16 protein-coding genes are annotated in these 14,914 nt (G+C 62.1%); 5 read left to right on the top strand and 11 right to left on the bottom strand.

All coding sequences use genetic code 11. The features are described 5' to 3' along the window. The first annotated feature begins 104 nt into the window (after positions 1–104). Positions 105–335 (top strand): hypothetical protein, encoded by a 231-nt coding sequence (locus AC1DPX_RS25295; protein ID WP_202358394.1) that lies wholly within the window; start codon positions 105–107, stop codon positions 333–335. A 110-nt stretch (positions 336–445) separates the two neighbouring features. On the opposite strand, the gene AC1DPX_RS25290 is transcribed toward AC1DPX_RS25295, so the two are convergent. The 6 genes from AC1DPX_RS25290 to dgoD form a co-directional block, all read right to left on the bottom strand. Further along, the gene (locus AC1DPX_RS25290) at positions 446–1,240 is read right to left on the bottom strand and encodes a FadR/GntR family transcriptional regulator (protein WP_477240037.1); all 795 of its coding nucleotides are present in this window, start codon (positions 1,238–1,240) and stop codon (positions 446–448) included. Between the two features lie 2 nt (positions 1,241–1,242). Then, positions 1,243–2,244: an ABC transporter permease gene (locus AC1DPX_RS25285; protein WP_477240036.1), complete on the bottom strand. Its 1,002-nt coding sequence runs from the start codon at positions 2,242–2,244 to the stop codon at positions 1,243–1,245. After that, positions 2,241–3,764, bottom strand: a complete 1,524-nt coding sequence (locus AC1DPX_RS25280) for a sugar ABC transporter ATP-binding protein (protein ID WP_477240035.1) — start codon at positions 3,762–3,764, stop codon at positions 2,241–2,243. Before AC1DPX_RS25280 ends, AC1DPX_RS25285 begins: the two co-directional genes overlap by 4 nt. 103 nt (positions 3,765–3,867) lie before the next feature. After that, the gene (locus tag AC1DPX_RS25275; RefSeq protein WP_477240034.1) at positions 3,868–4,851 is read right to left on the bottom strand and encodes a substrate-binding domain-containing protein; all 984 of its coding nucleotides are present in this window, start codon (positions 4,849–4,851) and stop codon (positions 3,868–3,870) included. 22 nt (positions 4,852–4,873) lie between these two features. After that, on the bottom strand, positions 4,874–5,650 hold the full coding sequence (locus tag AC1DPX_RS25270; protein ID WP_477240033.1) for an SDR family oxidoreductase: 777 nt from the start codon (positions 5,648–5,650) through the stop codon (positions 4,874–4,876). Positions 5,651–5,655: 5 nt separating this feature from the next. Continuing rightward, positions 5,656–6,828 carry a galactonate dehydratase gene (gene dgoD / locus AC1DPX_RS25265; RefSeq protein WP_477240032.1) on the bottom strand — a complete coding sequence of 391 codons (1,173 nt, stop codon included), beginning with the start codon at positions 6,826–6,828 and terminating at the stop codon, positions 5,656–5,658. 329 nt (positions 6,829–7,157) lie between these two features. Between dgoD and AC1DPX_RS25260 the strand changes: the two genes are divergently transcribed. Further along, positions 7,158–8,324 carry an extracellular catalytic domain type 1 short-chain-length polyhydroxyalkanoate depolymerase gene (locus AC1DPX_RS25260; protein WP_477240031.1) on the top strand — a complete coding sequence of 389 codons (1,167 nt, stop codon included), beginning with the start codon at positions 7,158–7,160 and terminating at the stop codon, positions 8,322–8,324. A 56-nt stretch (positions 8,325–8,380) separates the two neighbouring features. Here the strand turns inward: AC1DPX_RS25260 and AC1DPX_RS25255 are convergent, their stop codons facing one another. The 3 genes from AC1DPX_RS25255 to AC1DPX_RS25245 all read right to left on the bottom strand — a co-directional run bounded on the left by AC1DPX_RS25255 (position 8,381) and on the right by AC1DPX_RS25245 (position 10,958). Then, positions 8,381–8,983: a general stress protein gene (locus AC1DPX_RS25255; protein ID WP_202358386.1), complete on the bottom strand. Its 603-nt coding sequence runs from the start codon at positions 8,981–8,983 to the stop codon at positions 8,381–8,383. 24 nt (positions 8,984–9,007) lie between these two features. Next, positions 9,008–9,757 carry a DUF4142 domain-containing protein gene (locus AC1DPX_RS25250; RefSeq protein WP_477240030.1) on the bottom strand — a complete coding sequence of 250 codons (750 nt, stop codon included), beginning with the start codon at positions 9,755–9,757 and terminating at the stop codon, positions 9,008–9,010. A gap of 310 nt (positions 9,758–10,067) precedes the next feature. After that, complete coding sequence (locus tag AC1DPX_RS25245; RefSeq protein ID WP_477240029.1) at positions 10,068–10,958, bottom strand: NmrA/HSCARG family protein; 891 nt, start codon at positions 10,956–10,958, stop codon at positions 10,068–10,070. 103 nt (positions 10,959–11,061) lie between these two features. Here AC1DPX_RS25245 and AC1DPX_RS25240 point away from each other — a divergent pair, with 103 nt between their 5' ends. Continuing rightward, on the top strand, positions 11,062–11,952 hold the full coding sequence (locus AC1DPX_RS25240) for a LysR family transcriptional regulator (protein WP_477240028.1): 891 nt from the start codon (positions 11,062–11,064) through the stop codon (positions 11,950–11,952). Between the two features lie 76 nt (positions 11,953–12,028). Here AC1DPX_RS25240 and AC1DPX_RS25235 read toward each other — a convergent pair whose 3' ends face one another. Further along, on the bottom strand, positions 12,029–12,568 hold the full coding sequence (locus AC1DPX_RS25235) for a sigma-70 family RNA polymerase sigma factor (protein WP_477240103.1): 540 nt from the start codon (positions 12,566–12,568) through the stop codon (positions 12,029–12,031). Positions 12,569–12,612: 44 nt separating this feature from the next. Next, positions 12,613–13,482 carry a hypothetical protein gene (locus tag AC1DPX_RS25230; RefSeq protein ID WP_477240027.1) on the bottom strand — a complete coding sequence of 290 codons (870 nt, stop codon included), beginning with the start codon at positions 13,480–13,482 and terminating at the stop codon, positions 12,613–12,615. Positions 13,483–13,740: 258 nt separating this feature from the next. Here AC1DPX_RS25230 and AC1DPX_RS25225 point away from each other — a divergent pair, with 258 nt between their 5' ends. Together AC1DPX_RS25225 and AC1DPX_RS25220 are read left to right on the top strand one after the other, a co-directional pair. Beyond that, the gene (locus AC1DPX_RS25225) at positions 13,741–14,292 is read left to right on the top strand and encodes a sigma-70 family RNA polymerase sigma factor (protein WP_477240026.1); all 552 of its coding nucleotides are present in this window, start codon (positions 13,741–13,743) and stop codon (positions 14,290–14,292) included. Beyond that, positions 14,289–14,909, top strand: a complete 621-nt coding sequence (locus AC1DPX_RS25220; RefSeq protein WP_202358380.1) for a ChrR family anti-sigma-E factor — start codon at positions 14,289–14,291, stop codon at positions 14,907–14,909. The genes AC1DPX_RS25225 and AC1DPX_RS25220 overlap by 4 nt, the downstream gene beginning before the upstream one ends. The last annotated feature ends 5 nt before the right edge of the window (positions 14,910–14,914 follow it).

Raw genomic sequence — 14,914 nt, 5'->3', positions numbered from 1 at the left:
TGATCGGATCCCTGTAGCTGACGAGCCTGGCGGGTGCGCATCGGTATCGGCGGAGCCGCGAATCTGTGCTAAGCCGCCGCCCAATCAACCAGAGGACGACAGCTGTGAGCGAACTGACCGTGGCCGAGGCGACCGAGAATATCTATGCATCGCTTCGAGCGGACAATGCCGAGATCGACGCCCATATCGCGGCGCTCAAGGCCGCGCTGACACGAGAGGGGATGAAAGAGGCGGTGTTCGATCCTGCCAAGTTGGCGCAGGGCAACCGCTCGGGCCGCAAGTTGATGCAGGCCTATTTTCGCCAGCGCGGCGTAAGCGTGAAGTTCTCGGATTAGGAGAACCACGCGCGGGCGATCTTCAAGCGCGCCCTTGGGAATCGGGACTGCGCCTTAAGGGATGCGCGCGGCCGAGCATAGTGCGCGACGGTCGTGCCAGCTGATCGCGGCTACGCCTTCCGAGGCGCCTGCTTTGGGATTTGTTGGTGATGGCCCTTGCGGGCGACGGCGAGAAGGTCGTTCGAGGCGATGCCGATCAGCGCTTTCATCTGGTCGTGAGCCTCGTCGGCCCTGCGCATGCGGATGGCCTCCAGCACATCGCCATGGGCGCTGAGCGTCTGCTGATAATTGGCGGTAGCCGATGTGGTCAGTCGGAACGAGAAGCTGAGCGCGGCCGCCAGCATGTTGCCGAGATTGGCGAAAACCGGATTGCGGCTGGCGCGCAGGATGGCGGTATGAAAGCGGACATCGGCATCGAGACAGGCCGCGAGGTCGTCCTGCGGCGCAATGCGCATGGCCTCATAGGCGGCTTCGATCACCGCGAGATCGCCCGAGGTCGCCATCCTGGCCGCAAGCTGGGCGGCGGCCGGCTCGATGACCAGCCGCGCCTCGATCAAGCCGCGGACGAAATCGAGATCGGGCTCGATATCGCGCATCCATTCGAGGACCTGCGCATCGAGCCTGTTCCATTCGCTTGACGCGCGCACACGCGTGCCGGCCCGCTTGCGCGCCTCGATCAGTCCCTTGGCCGAAAGCGTCAGCAGCGCATCGCGAAGCGCCGTGCGGCTGGCGCCGTAGATGACGCACAGTTCGGCCTCAGTCGGCAGCACAGCGTGCTGCGCGTAGGTGCCGGCGAGAATGCGCTGTCCAAGATCGCGTGCGATGCGATCCTTCAGGGACGACGTACTATCCCCGGCAGGAAGGTCCTGCTTGCCTTGATCGATTGCAGCGGTCGCCGCGTCCATCGTCATGTCCTGTTCAAGTGGTACTCGGCAATGACCACAGCAAGGATCAGCAGTGAGCCTTTTGCCAGCAATTGATAGAAGGTTGGCACGGACGTCAGTATCATTCCGTTGTTGAGCACGCCAATGATGGCGACACCGAGCAGCGCGCCGACAATCGTGCCCTTGCCGCCCTGCAAGGCACAGCCACCCAGAACGGCCGCGGTGATAGCCTCGAGTTCCAGGCCCTGGGACCCGGATACGGGCTGGCCGGAACCGGTACGGGCAGCCAGCAGGATCCCGGCCAATCCGGCGGCAACGCCACTCATGATGTAGATGCCGACGCGGTAGCGGTTGATGTTGATGCCGGAGAAGCGGGCGACAACCGGATTGCCGCCGAGCGCATAGATGTTGCGGCCGACAATCGAACGCGCCAGGAAGAGGTGGAATGCGATCGCGGTCAGCACCAGAATCCAGACCAGCAAGGGCAGGCCGAGGATGCGGCCGATGCCGATGAACCGGAACGTGTCGCTGAAGATGGCGATCGACTGGCCGTCCGACATGATGAAGGCGATGCCGCGAAAGATCGCCATGGTGCCGAGCGTGGCAATGACCGCGTTGACCCGCCCATAGGTGATGATGATGCCGTTGACGAGACCGGCAAGACCACCAAGCACCAGGCCGGCAACGATGCCGGCCGCCGGCGACCCGGTCGCCTGGATGGCCATTGCCGTCGAGACCGTGGTCAGGCCGACAGTGGCGCCGACGGCGATATCCAGACCGCCGGCGACGATGACCACGGTCTGGCTCATCGCCAGCACACCGAGAATTGTGACGCCAAGGCCGATGTTGAGCAGGTTCCGGCTGGAGAAGAACACATCGCCGCGCAGCGAACCGAAGATGACGACGAGAATGGCCAGCGCCACCAGAAGGCTGATGTTGTGAACGCCAAGGCGCTCCACAAGGCGCGTGGAAACGCCCCTGGCGTCGGTCTGCGCTTTCGATGCGCGAAGCTCGAGGCTGTTCATTGAATGTGGTCTCCGGGCGATGGTGCGGATTGCGGCATGGCGTGTTTGAGGATCGTCGCTTCGTCTATGTCGGGGCGGGCAAGTTCCGCCGTGATGCGGCCTCCCGCCATGACAAGAACCCTGTCGGCCAGACCGATCAGTTCCGGCATTTCCGAGGAAATCAGGATGATGCCGATGCCGCTTGCGGCGAGTTCATCGATCAGCCGATAGATTTCCGCCTTGGCGCCGATATCGATGCCGCGCGTCGGTTCGTCGAGGATGAGCAGCATCGGCTGCCGGGCAAGCCAGCGCGCCAGGACGACCTTCTGTTGATTGCCGCCCGACAGTTTCGAAACCTGCTCGTCGAGGTTGGGTGCCTTGATCGACATCTTGGCTGCCAGCGGCGAGACGATCTCCAGCGCCTTGCGCCGGTTGAAGAAGCCGAAGCTCGACGTCTTGTCGGGCACGCAAAGTGCTGCGTTGTCGAGAATGCTTCGAAACAGCAGCAGCGCCTCGTGCTTGCGGTCTTCGGGAGCAAAGCCGATGCCCGCGACGATTGCCGCATGCGGACTGTTGGGCAGAACGGGCACGCCATTCATGGCTATTGTGCCGGCGATGCGCCGGTCATAGCCGACAATCGCCTTTGCCAGTTCGGAGCGGCCCGCACCCATGAGCCCGGCGATGCCGAGCACTTCGCCGCGACGAACCCTGAGGCTGACATCGCTGACGCGGTCCGTGGTCAATCCCGTCACATCAAGCAATTGTTCGCCGGACCGCCAGGTCTCGCGGGTGAACAGATCGGCGATGTCGCGGCCGACCATCAGCTTGGCGATGGTCTGCTCGCTGGCGCCGGCGGCCGGCGAATCGTCGACCAGCCTGCCGTCGCGCAAAACGACAATGCGGTCGGCGAGGTCGATGACCTCGTTCAGCCGGTGCGAGATGTAGATGATCGACGTGCCCTTCTCGCGCAGCCGGCGGATGACGGAAAACAGGCGACGCGCTTCATCGTCGGTCAGTGACGAGGTCGGCTCATCGAAGGCGATCAGCCGGCCGCCGGCGCGGATGGCGCGCATGATCTCGATCATCTGGCGTTGCGCCGGGCCGAGCGTGCCGCAGAGTTGGCGTGGCCGCATGTCCTGCTGCATGCCGAAGGTCGCAAGCACCCGGTCGGTCTGCTCCTCCAGTCTGCGCCAGTCGAGCAGCACGCCTGCCAGGCGCGGCAATTCACCGACGAAGATGTTCTCGGCCACCGTCAGGTTCGGCACGATCTCCGGCTCCTGATGGATGACGCGAATTCCGGCCCGGTGGCTGTCGCGCGGTTCGCCGAAAACGATCGGCGTGGAACCGTGCCGCACGGTACCGGTGTCCGGGCCGAACACACCCTCGAGAATGCGCATCATCGTCGATTTGCCGGCCCCGTTCTCGCCAACCAGAGCGAGCACCTCGCCTGGCCGGAAAGCGATCGAGACGTTGTCGAGCGCCTGCACGACGCCGAAGCGTTTCGATATGCCGTCGAGCGAGAAGAAGTCCGATTGCGTCAAGGCTCACTCCCAAGGATCGATCCGTGTTCGGAGGCATGGCAGCCAGCGAACCTGCCGACTGGAAAGCGTCATGCGCCCTGGGGACGCATGATGCGGGTCCGGCTCAGTGGCAGAGCTTGGCCTTGTAGTCCGAGGCAAAATTGCCGGCGGTGATGTATTCCGGGTCGGTGAAGGACTGAACGGGCAGCTTCGTTCCGTCCTTGATCGAGGCCAGCAGGATCTTCACCGCCAGCGCGCCATGGTTTGCCGAATTGAGCCACATCGTACCACGGAATGCCGAGGGCTTTCCCGATCCGAAGGCTTCGCAGGCGCGGCTGCCATCAATGCCGATGCCCATGCCCTGGTCCGCGGCATAGCCGGCGTTTTCCAGCGCCCGCGCCGCACCCAGCACACCGTCATCGTTGCAGGAATAGAAGATCCAGTTGGTGACGCCGGGATTGGCCGTCAATGTGGTGGTCATGACGTCGATGGAGTTGACCATCGTGTTGTCATAGGGGACGCGGAGGATGTTTGCCGGCTTGAAATCGGGCACCGCCTTCAGGAACGCTTCCTCGGCACCCTTGTTGCGCTGCATGCAGGTGTCGGCCTTGCGGTCCTCGATCGAGGCGATACGCACCTCCTTGCCGGCCCAGCCGTCGGCCTTGTAGAGCTTGGCCAGTTCTTCGCCCACCCGCGCACCGATATTGTAGGCATTCATGCCGACATAGGGGACCTGGGTGCCGTCCTGGTAATAGATGTCGTCATCGACCGCCACCAGGGGGATTTTCGCCGCCTTGGCCTTCTCGGCGATGACCGGTCCCAGCGCCTTGTCGGGAACGACGATGGCGATGCCCTTGACGCCGTCGCCGACCATCGTGTCGAAGGTGGTAATGGTCAGATTGGAGTCGAACTGGACGTCTTGCGACACGAAGGTGGCGCCGGCCGCCTCGGCCGCTTTCTTGGCGCCGCCGACTTCGGCGACGAACCATGGGTGCTCGCCCATCTTGTTGATGTAGCCGATCTTGATGTCGTCGGCGCTTGCCGCGCCAGCCATCAGTCCGGCAGCCAGTATCGCCAATGTTGCCAGAGCCTTTGTCGTCGTTTTCATGTGGATCCTCCCTGCTTGGTTGTCAGTCGTGGTAGAGAACCGAGCGTCCGCCATCGATGGTGATCGTCTCGGCATTGATGAACGGCGCTTCGTCCGAAGCGAGGAAAACCGCCGTCATTGCAACTTCGTCCGGCCGGCCAATGCGCTTGGGCGGATGAAGGTCGTAGGCCCGCCGCTTCTCCTCGGCAGGGTCTGGAAACGTGTTCCAATAGGCTTGTGCGATCGGCGTCTCGATGTAGCCGGGGGCGATCGCGTTCACGCGGATGCCGCGCGCCGCATATTCGATGCCGAGCGAGCGGGTCAGGCCGACAAGCGCATGCTTGGCGACCGGATAGGGAAATGTGTGGGGAATGATCTTGAAGGCGTGGCAGCTGGCTATGTTGACGATTGACCCCGAACCCTTCGCCAGCATCGTCGGCAACACCGCCCTGGCGCAGAACCACGCCGCCTCAAGGTCCAGCCTGAGACAGCGGTCCCATTCCTCGTCCGGCATCAGCAAAGGTTCGTAAAAGACGTTGGCGCCGGCATTGTTGACGAGAACGTCGACGCCGCCATAGGCCGCGATCGTCTTCGCCACCATGTCGGACACTGCCGCCGTGTCGGTGACATCGGTTTCGACGAAAAGGGCATCGGCGTCCTTGGCGCGCAATTCGTCGGCGATCGCCTTGCCGGTTGCCGCGTTGCGCTCGGCAATCACGGTCTTTGCCCCCTGCATCGCAAAGGCCCGAGCGGTGGCGGCGCCGATGCCCTGGCCGGCGCCTGTGACGATTGCGATCTTTCCCTGAAGCCTGCCTGTCATGGCGCTCACCAATCGACCACGGTGCCGTCGGGCATGACGGCGTTGCGCGCATGCAGCACTTCCTGCTTGAAAGGGTGGCGCGCGATGACATCTTCATTCACGGTGACGCCAAGGCCCGGGAGGCCGGGCACGTCCCAGCGGCCGGGTTTGCGATCGATCGGCCAGGTGACGACATCGTCGTACCAGGCGACCGCGCCCGACATTTCCTCCTGGATGATGACGTTTGGCGTCGATATGCCGAAGTGAAGCGCCGCGACGCCGGCGATCGGGCCGAGCGGGTTGTGCGGCGCAAGGCCGATGCCGGCGGTTTCCGCCAGAGCCGCGATCTTCTTGGTCTCGAGCAGGCCGCCGGTGTGGCAGATATCGGGCTGGGCAATGTTGAACGCGCGCGCCCCGATCGATTGCGTGAACTCGCGGCGCCCGATCAGCCGCTCGCCGGACGCGATGGGGATCGCCGATCGCGCGGTGATATGCGCCAGGCCGGCGACATCTTCGGGCGGCACCGGCTCTTCGGCGAACATGATGCCGGCCGGTTCGATCGCCTTGAGATAGTCCATCGCCGCATTGACGGAGGCCGGGCGTCCGTGAAAGTCGACCATGATGTCGATATCGGGACCGACAGCCTCGCGCAGCGCGCCAACCATGTTGGCGACGGAATCGACCGCTTTCGCCGGCGAGACATAGTGGGTGTAGGGAATGCAGACGACCTTGACCGCGTCGTAGCCGGCCTGGGTGACGATGCGTCCGCGCTCGACGATCGTGTCCGCCGACCCGCTCTCATAGACCGCCTTCATGTCGCCAAGGCCGAGATGCGTATAGGTGCGCAGATAGTCGCGGACCTGGCCGCCGAGAAGCCGCCAGACCGGGACGCCCAGCGACTTGCCCAGAATGTCCCAGAGCGCGATTTCGATGCCGCTGACGGCCGACATGCCCTCGACGCCGAGACGCCAGAAACCATGGCGCGTCAGGATCTGGTAGCACTGCTCCACATTGCGCGGATCCTGTCCGATGAGCAGCGCCTCAAGATCCTGAAGCGCGCCGACGACCGCACGCGTCTTCCACTCCAGCGTCGCCTCACCCCAGCCGAACAGACCGGGCTCATCGGTTTCGACCCGAACGAAAACCCAGTTGCGCATTTCCGCATTGCAGACGAGCGCCTTGATGGCCGTAATTTTCATGGGTGCTCCCGGATGCGTCGTCTTTTTAAAAGCTATTATGTATGATTTATTATCAAACATATGAGCAAGTCAAGCGCCCATCGGGCTGCACCGGCTTCGCGTCGTGTTCCGTTGCCGGTGCCGGCGGCGAGCTGCCTTTGGATAGATCCGGAATGGTCAGGGTCCGCCATTGGCTTTTTCAGCAGCGAAAGAAGCCGGGGCGGCCTGGAACGGAGCATTCGCATCTCGTCTACCCCAGCGTAAGCTTGTTATTGTGCAGTGCAGCAACGATGTTGCTGTCTGTGCATTGTGCTCGGGCTTCCGCCATTCCGGCGGTCTAGGATCTCGATTTGCGGAACATCTCAGATACGATCGCGCGCCTTTCGGCCATGCGAGGCGGGACGGCATTCTACCCACAAGGCCACCTCGACAGGCTGTCCGATCTCGCCGAGTTCGGATCCAATCCCGGCGCCTTGCGGGCACGCTTCTACGTTCCTGAGAACTTGCCGCGCGGGGCCGCGCTGGTCGTTGTCCTGCACGGCTGCACGCAAACGGCCGCCTCCTATGATCACGGATCCGGCTGGTCGCGCCTGGCGGCGGAAGAAGGGTTCGCGGTGTTGTTCCCGGAGCAGCAGCGCGCCAACAATGCCAACCTCTGCTTCAACTGGTTCGTGCCCGAAGATGTCACCCGCGATCGCGGCGAGGCGCTCTCCATCCGCCAGATGATCGAGGCCATGGTGACGACGCATGGCCTCGACCGCCGGCGCATTTTCATCACCGGCCTTTCCGCCGGCGGTGCCATGGCGGCGGCAATGCTGGCGACTTATCCGGACGTGTTCGCCGGCGGCGCAATCCTTGCGGGACTTGCCTATGGCAGCGCATCGACGATCCCGGAAGCGTTCGATCGCATGCGTGGCCATGGCGGCCCGTCTAAGTCGGAACTCCAGCGGCGCCTGGCGCAGGCATCATCGCACAAGGGGAATTGGCCGAAGATTTCGATCTGGCAGGGCACGGCCGATCGCACGGTGGCGCCATCCAACGCGGACGCCCTTGTCGCCCAATGGCAAGGTGTTCACCGCGCCGGTGCGGGCCATGGTCGAACGGAGACTGTCGATGGGCAAACGCGGCAGGTCTGGTGCGACGTCGATGGCAATGAGGTGATCGAAAAATACACCATTGCCGGCATGGGCCATGGCACCCCCTTGAAGACGGCGGGTGAGGACGGCCTGGGCCACGCCGCTCCGTTCATGCTGGATGTCGGAATATCTTCGACGCGCAGGATAGCGGCCTTCTGGAATATCGCAGGCCGAGGTGCTCGAGGGGAGACCCAGCCTGCTGCTGGCTCGGCCCATCCTGCCGCAGGCACAGCTTTGGACACATACATTGCGCCTGAAAAATCGAGACCTGCGCGGGTCGAACCTGCCGGACAGCGGCGTCCACATGGCTCACGCGCTTCTTCTGCAGGCATTGGCAAGACTATTGAGGATGCGCTTCGTGCAGCCGGCTTGATGCGTTAGCCAAGGGCTGTTCGGCAAAATGGCCCCGCCGCCTTTCGGCAGCGAGGCCTTGTCGATTAGACCCGGTTTACATCCCGGGCGCCGTCGCGGCCGATTTCGTTCGAGCGGTAGTTCTCCGCTTTTGGATCGAAACCGGTCCAACCGTCGGCCTGGTATTCACCACGCCGCTCCTGCAGGTTGACAGATGTAGCCTGTCCCAGGATCCTTTCGGCCTCCGGCACCAGCTGCTCGTCGACCTTGGCTGTGACCAGGGTGCCGCCGCGGCGCACGCCCTCGGCGTAGACGTGGGCATCATTTTCCGGGACACCGGAATCGGTGAGCGCGCCGACGATGCCGCCGGCCGCGCCGCCAACCACCGCGCCGCCAACGGCACCGACGGCAGTTGCGGCCAGCCATCCGGCAGCCACCACCGGACCAACGCCCGGAATGGCCATCAGGCCAAGTCCGGCAAGCAGTCCCCCCGCTCCGCCGATTGCCGCTCCCAGTCCGGCGCCGCCGGCCGCGTCATCGGCGGCCTTGGAGCCGTCATTGTCGTGCTGATTGTCCGAATTGCTGGAAACGATGCTGATATCGTCATGCGCAACACCGCTGGCTTCCAATTCACCAACGGCATCGGAAGCGTCATCGTAATTGTCGAAAAGTCCGGTTACGGTCTTCATGATTTGATCTCCTGGATCTCAGTTTCAGTTGGTGCCGGCAACGACGTTGCCCTTGTAGTCGAGCGCTACGGTGGTGTTCTTGCCGTCCTTGTTGGCCTGGCCGCGCCAGATGCCCTGGTCGTCCTTGGTCAGCTTCGACACGTCGGCGAAGCCGGCATCCTGGATGCGGCCCTTCGCCTGATCCTCGGTAAAGCTGTTTGCACCGGGAAGCGGCGGGAGTTGTTCGGGCTTGTCACCGACCGTGACCTTGGGCGTCTGCGAAGTTGAGGACTGGGTGCCCGCGGTCGCCGCGATCTTTTCGATCATCTCCTGGTGCATCTTGAGCGTCGGCACCGTCTGCTGGGCGAACGTCTTCAGCTCGGCATTGTCGCCGTCCTTGGCGTAGCTTTCGAACAGCTTCACGGCATCGGCGTGCGCGTCGCGCTGCAGCTGGACGTAGGGGCCGTCGATCGGATCCTTGCCGTTCTGCAGGGCATCGACGTCACCCCTGTGCTTGGCGTCCAATTCCTTCGGAACAGTCAGCTTCTGCTCGCCGGCGATCGTCTCCAGCTTTGCATTGGCGGCACCGTGGTCCTCGATCATCTTGCGGGCAAAATCCTTGACGCTCTGATCCTGCGCCTTGCCTTCGGCAATCTTGCTGGAATCGACCTCGAACATGCCGCCTGCGGCGGCCTTGTTGACGAAGTCCTGAGCGCTGTCGGCGGCGAATGCGGGCAGGGCAAAAGCCATGGCTGTGGCTGTGGCCAGTGAGGCCAGGAATAGGCGGGTTTTCATTTAGGCAGATCCTTTTCATGCACACATGTGCTGGGGATCTAACCTGCGCCAGTCAGCTTTGTTCCGGAGGGTCGGAGATAATCCGGCGAGACCGGCCGCGAACCGTGTCGGCGGTGATTTCGAGCGGCGGCTGGTCAAAGACTATGCCTGCGAGGCAGCGGCGATCGCCAGAAGGTCAATGCCCCGCGCCGGCACTCGGCAACGCCCGCCACCGGAGAGCGGGTGCACCGGCTGCACCGCGCGATCTGGGATATTCGCTGGCGGTTTGAGGAATTGATCAAGGCATTGTGGAGCCAGCCGGCCTTACTCCTCAGCTCGCTGCCGCCTCTATCGCCTGCGAACCAGCGATTGCTGAGGCGAAGTTGCGGTATGGGCGCAGTGGGCGGCCCAGAAGCGCAGTCAGTCGCTCGACGTCGCCGTCCTCAGGCAGCATCCCGTCGGTGAAGAAGCGCTCGCCCATCAGGCGCATGTCGTAGGCCATCCAGGCGGGCAGGAACTGCTTCAGATTTTGCTCAAAGCCCTCTGCGTTATCGCCGCCGTAATGGATCGGGCGGGCGAGCACATCCGACCAGATGGCGGCGATATCCGTCCCAGTCAGTGTCTGCGGACCGACGAGGTTGATCCGGTCGAGCGGAAGCGGCTCTGCGGACTGTTCGCGGCGCAGCAGCTCCAGGGCGGCGATCTCGGCGATATCACGGGCGTCGATCATGGCGAGACCCTTGGCGCCGATCGGCATTGGGTAGGTGCCGTAGCCGGTGATGGCGTCTTCGATCATCAGATCGTTCTGCATGAAGTAGGCCGGGCGCAAGATCGTAGCCTTGAAGTCCATCTGCTCGATCATTCGCTCAACGCCGAACTTGCCCGCGAAATGCGGCACGTTCACATAGACGTCGGCGTGGATCACCGACAGATAGACGATGCGCTCGATGCCGGCCGACCGGGCGACGTTAAGCGCGATCAATGCCTGGGTGAATTCGTCCGGTACCACGGCGTTCAGGAGGAACAGGGTGGAAACGCCTGACATGGCTTTGCGCAGCGAATCGACATCGAGAAAGTCGCCTTGCACGACGGATACGCCCGCCGGGAAGCTGGCTTTCGACGGATCGCGGACGAGAGCACGGACATCGGCGCCGCGCTTGACGAGGTGTTCGACGACTTGGCGGCCAATATTGCCGGTGGCGCCGGTAACGAGAATGGTCATGAAATTTCTCCTGTTGGGTTGCTTGACACCTCCAATATGTGTGGCTCACTGAGAGCCTAATAGACGGAAATTCTAGACGCTCCGTCTCACTGGTGGAACACCCATGGATCTTCTTGCGCTCGCCGATTTCAATCTCGTTGCCCGCCATGGTGGCTTCGGCAAAGCGGCAAGGGCCACCGGCCGGCCCAAGGCAACGCTGTCCCGGCGCGTTGGAGAGTTGGAAAGCAGTCTTGATCTGCGCCTGTTTGAACGCGGTGCGCGCAACCTCAAGCTCACCGAAGAAGGACGGGCGCTGTTCGAGCGGACGGGAGCGTTGCTTGCCGAATTGGACGAGACGACTTCGGCGATTGCCTCGGGCGCCCAGAGACCCAAGGGGAGATTACGGATCAGCGCACCTTTACATTTTTCGCAGACCGCGATGGGAAGGATCGCCGCGGGCTTTGCCCTTAAGTACCCTGAGGTGAAGCTTGAAGTGACGACTGAGGACCGGCCTGTCGACATGATCGAGGAAGGCTACGATCTGGTAATCCGGGTCAATCCAGACCCCGACGAAAGCCTGGTGGGACGGGCATTTCTCCGCGACCGTCTGGTTGTTGTGGCGAGCCCCGACCTTCCTCGCACGACCGGTGAGCGTGCCGCTCCTGGCGTCGCGCGCGGGACAGGCGAACCGCAAACATGGCACGTGAAGACACAAGGCGGCCGGTCAACAATTACAATCGAGCCGGTCCTCGTTTTGTCGACGCTCATCATGGTCCGGGATGCCGTGCGCGCCGGCGTCGGCGCAGGACGTCTTCCCATTTCGTTGGTGAGCCACGACCTGGCTGACGGCACACTGGTGAATTGGGGGGATATTGACGGTCCCGAAATCTCTTTATGGACGCTCTACCCATCGCGGCGGCTGCTCAGCGCGCGCGTGTCGGCGTTCTTGGACTTTTTAAAACAGGCCTTCCCGAATGGCACGCCGGACGAACTGGCCGCCTATATTGGCAGGTGATGACCGAAGCGGCTTCCGGGCGCAGAGAATCCTAGGCAAAAAACAACGAAAGCTGGCGCTGGCTCCATTCTGAAAGTCATTGCTCAACGCTCGCCCGTAGTTGGATCAGGCTGCGCCGAAGCCAGGTTCGCATTGTGTTGAGCGGCACGTTGTGACGCTTGGCAAGCTCTGCGTAGGAAACGCCCTCCTGATACGCGCCCCTGACTGCTGCGGCCTTGTCCTTGCTCAGGCTGTCTATGCATCGGGCAAGACTGGCTCGCTGGTCGCTTTCAATCAGAAATTCCTCGGCCCAAGGCGTCGTGTCGGCTATATCGCCCGCGGCCGCCAGGTCGACAGCTGGAGGGCGGCGCGCTCTGATAAGATCGATGGAATGATTGCGTGCAATCGCCACAAGCCAGGAGATCGGGCTGAGTTGCGAGGCCGCATACCGGTCAGCCTTGGTCCATATCTTTACGTAGACTTCTTGCAACGCCTCCTCAGCTTCCCCTCTGTCGCCCAAAATACGCAGGCATACACCGAACAATTTCGCGCATGTATGCTTGTAAAGCAGATCGAACGCCGCCCGATCACGCATGCTTGTTCGCAAGATGAGCTTTGTTATGTCGTCTCGAGTCAGCATGACGCAGCCCTCTTCCCAAGCGGCTCCTGTCCTCCAGCCACTTACGCGCCTTCGACGAGATGGGAGGAGACGTCGCGACCAACCCGACGCTCCTGTTGAACGATATCGGCCTTGCGCGCCCGACTGCGTCCCCAGCAAGCATCGCTCGGAGGAAACGACGCTGGCAGCTGGCCTACCGACGAACGCCAGCGTTGATCGATTTTCTCCAGCGCGGCTTCATCGAAATCCGAGACGTGTTCCCAGTACCTCCCATGTTCGACAAAATAGCCGAGCTCAGCCTCGAGCGTGTCGGCGGTCTCGATGGAAATCGGATCGATAGCGCCCTCAAGCATCGCTCTGAGCGCCTTGATCCGAAGCGGGCTAAGGCGCTCGATAAACCGCAGGTTCACACGCGGTATGGCAAGGCGACTTTCAGGAAGATTTGAAAGGTTCAGGCAGACTGTTCCGTAACGCAGGGCTTTGGCGAACAGCCTTCCAGACTTCGCTTCCAAGTCCCTCAACGTCAAATCGTCGCGCAGCGGGTCAGCAGTTCCAAAGCCATAGAAATGCGTGGGCGCGTTGTTGGGATAAATCATATCGCAGCCCAGGAACCCTATGACATCAGGTCGGAGGGCCTTCAGAACCCAATAGCCAGCGGTGAAGGCCATTGTGCCGCCCGCATAGACAAAACCACCGAATGCGTTTTGGGCAGGGACAAAAGCATCCGATTTTACGATCGACGCGGCTCGGGAACGCTGGTCGCTCGGCAGGCGTTCATCAGGAAAATCATCGGGGTGAATCAAATAATCCCAGTCGGGCCGCACTCTCCAGGCATTGTTGATGACGACAATCGCGGAAAACGCCGTTCGAGGCCAATCCCTGCATCGAACCGCGTCCGGGCCGCTGCCGACGATCAAGACAATGTTTGGCATGTCAGGCCCCCTCCCTGTTTGCACCTTGGATCAGTGTGCGCCGACCGGCTGTGGACTGATGTTTGTTGCGATACGGCTGCCGGCGCGAAATGGATCACCCCTCGCGCTAAAAACTGATGGGCTGATCGGACAAAAGTGATCTGAAAGTCAGAAGTCGATCAAATCAGTGATCCAAAAGACCGCCTGATGCGTAATGGCCTACAGAAACCAGTAACGCTGCCTTGCCAGCCGGAGCAGGATAGAGCGTATAGCAGAGCGATGGTGGAATTCGATGCAGCCCGGCTAATCATGCGTGTCGCGGCAAGCCAGGATCGCGACGCGTTCGCGCAACTGTTCGAACATTATGCGCCGCGCATCAAGGCGATGATGATGCGGCGTGGGGCAAGTCGCGATCGTGCTGAAGATCTGGCGCAGGAAACATTGATCAGACTTTGGCGCAAGGCTGCACAATATGATCCCGAGCGAGCGGCTGCGTCGGCTTGGGTTTATGCGATTGCTCGCAACGTCAGCGTCGACGAGATGCGCCGCGAAGGCCGCGCCACTGCGTGGATCGAGGAAGATGGCATGCTGGAAGAGGAAGACAACGACGAGCCTGAGAGCCTGCTTCTCGTCGCCGAGCGCGAGGCTCAAGTCAGGTCGTCGATGGTAGCACTGCCCGATGAACAGTTGCGCGTCATTCGCCTCTCATTCTTCGATGGCCTTGCACATGGCGAGATCGCAAGTCTCCTCGGCATCCCGCTGGGCACCGTCAAGTCGCGGATCAGGCTTGCCCTGCAAAGGTTGAGAGACAGAGTTGGTGAGCTGAAATGACTGATGCCATTGCCCATCATCCGACTGAAGAGACCCTCGCGGCCTTTGCTTCCGGCACGCTCGATGAAGCCCGTGGGCTTATCGTTTCGATGCATCTTTCTTTGTGCGCTGCCTGCAGCCGCAAGGTGGGCGGGTACGAGGCGATCGGTGGCGAGCTTCTTGAACAGGCAACACCGGTGTCATTGGAGCCAGGTGCGCTGCGCAATGTGTTGCGCCTGATCGATAAGAACTCAGCGGCCCCTGACAAGATGCCCGAAGAACCGCTTGGCCGGTATCAGCTTGGGCCATGGCGTTGGGTCGGGCCGGGTGTTCGCCAACGTTCGGTGTCGGTGCCTGAAGTCTCGAACATCAAGGTGTTCATGCTGAAGGCAGCGCCAGGAACCAAGCTGCCCCACCATAAACATACCGGCTACGAATGGACATGCGTGCTCGAAGGCGCATTCGAACACCAGTTCGGCCGCTACGGCCCTGGCGACTTCGACGAGGCTGACGAGACGATGGAGCACAAGCCGACCGTATGTGACGGCGACCCTTGCATCTGTATCGTAGCACTCAAGGGTAATATCGTGCTTCAAAGCCGGCTTGGCCGCATCATACAGCCGCTGCTCAGGCTTTAGAGCAA

The sequence above is a fragment of the Mesorhizobium sp. 01N446 genome (assembly GCF_056399285.1).
This window is presented reverse-complemented; position numbering and strand designations above follow the sequence as displayed.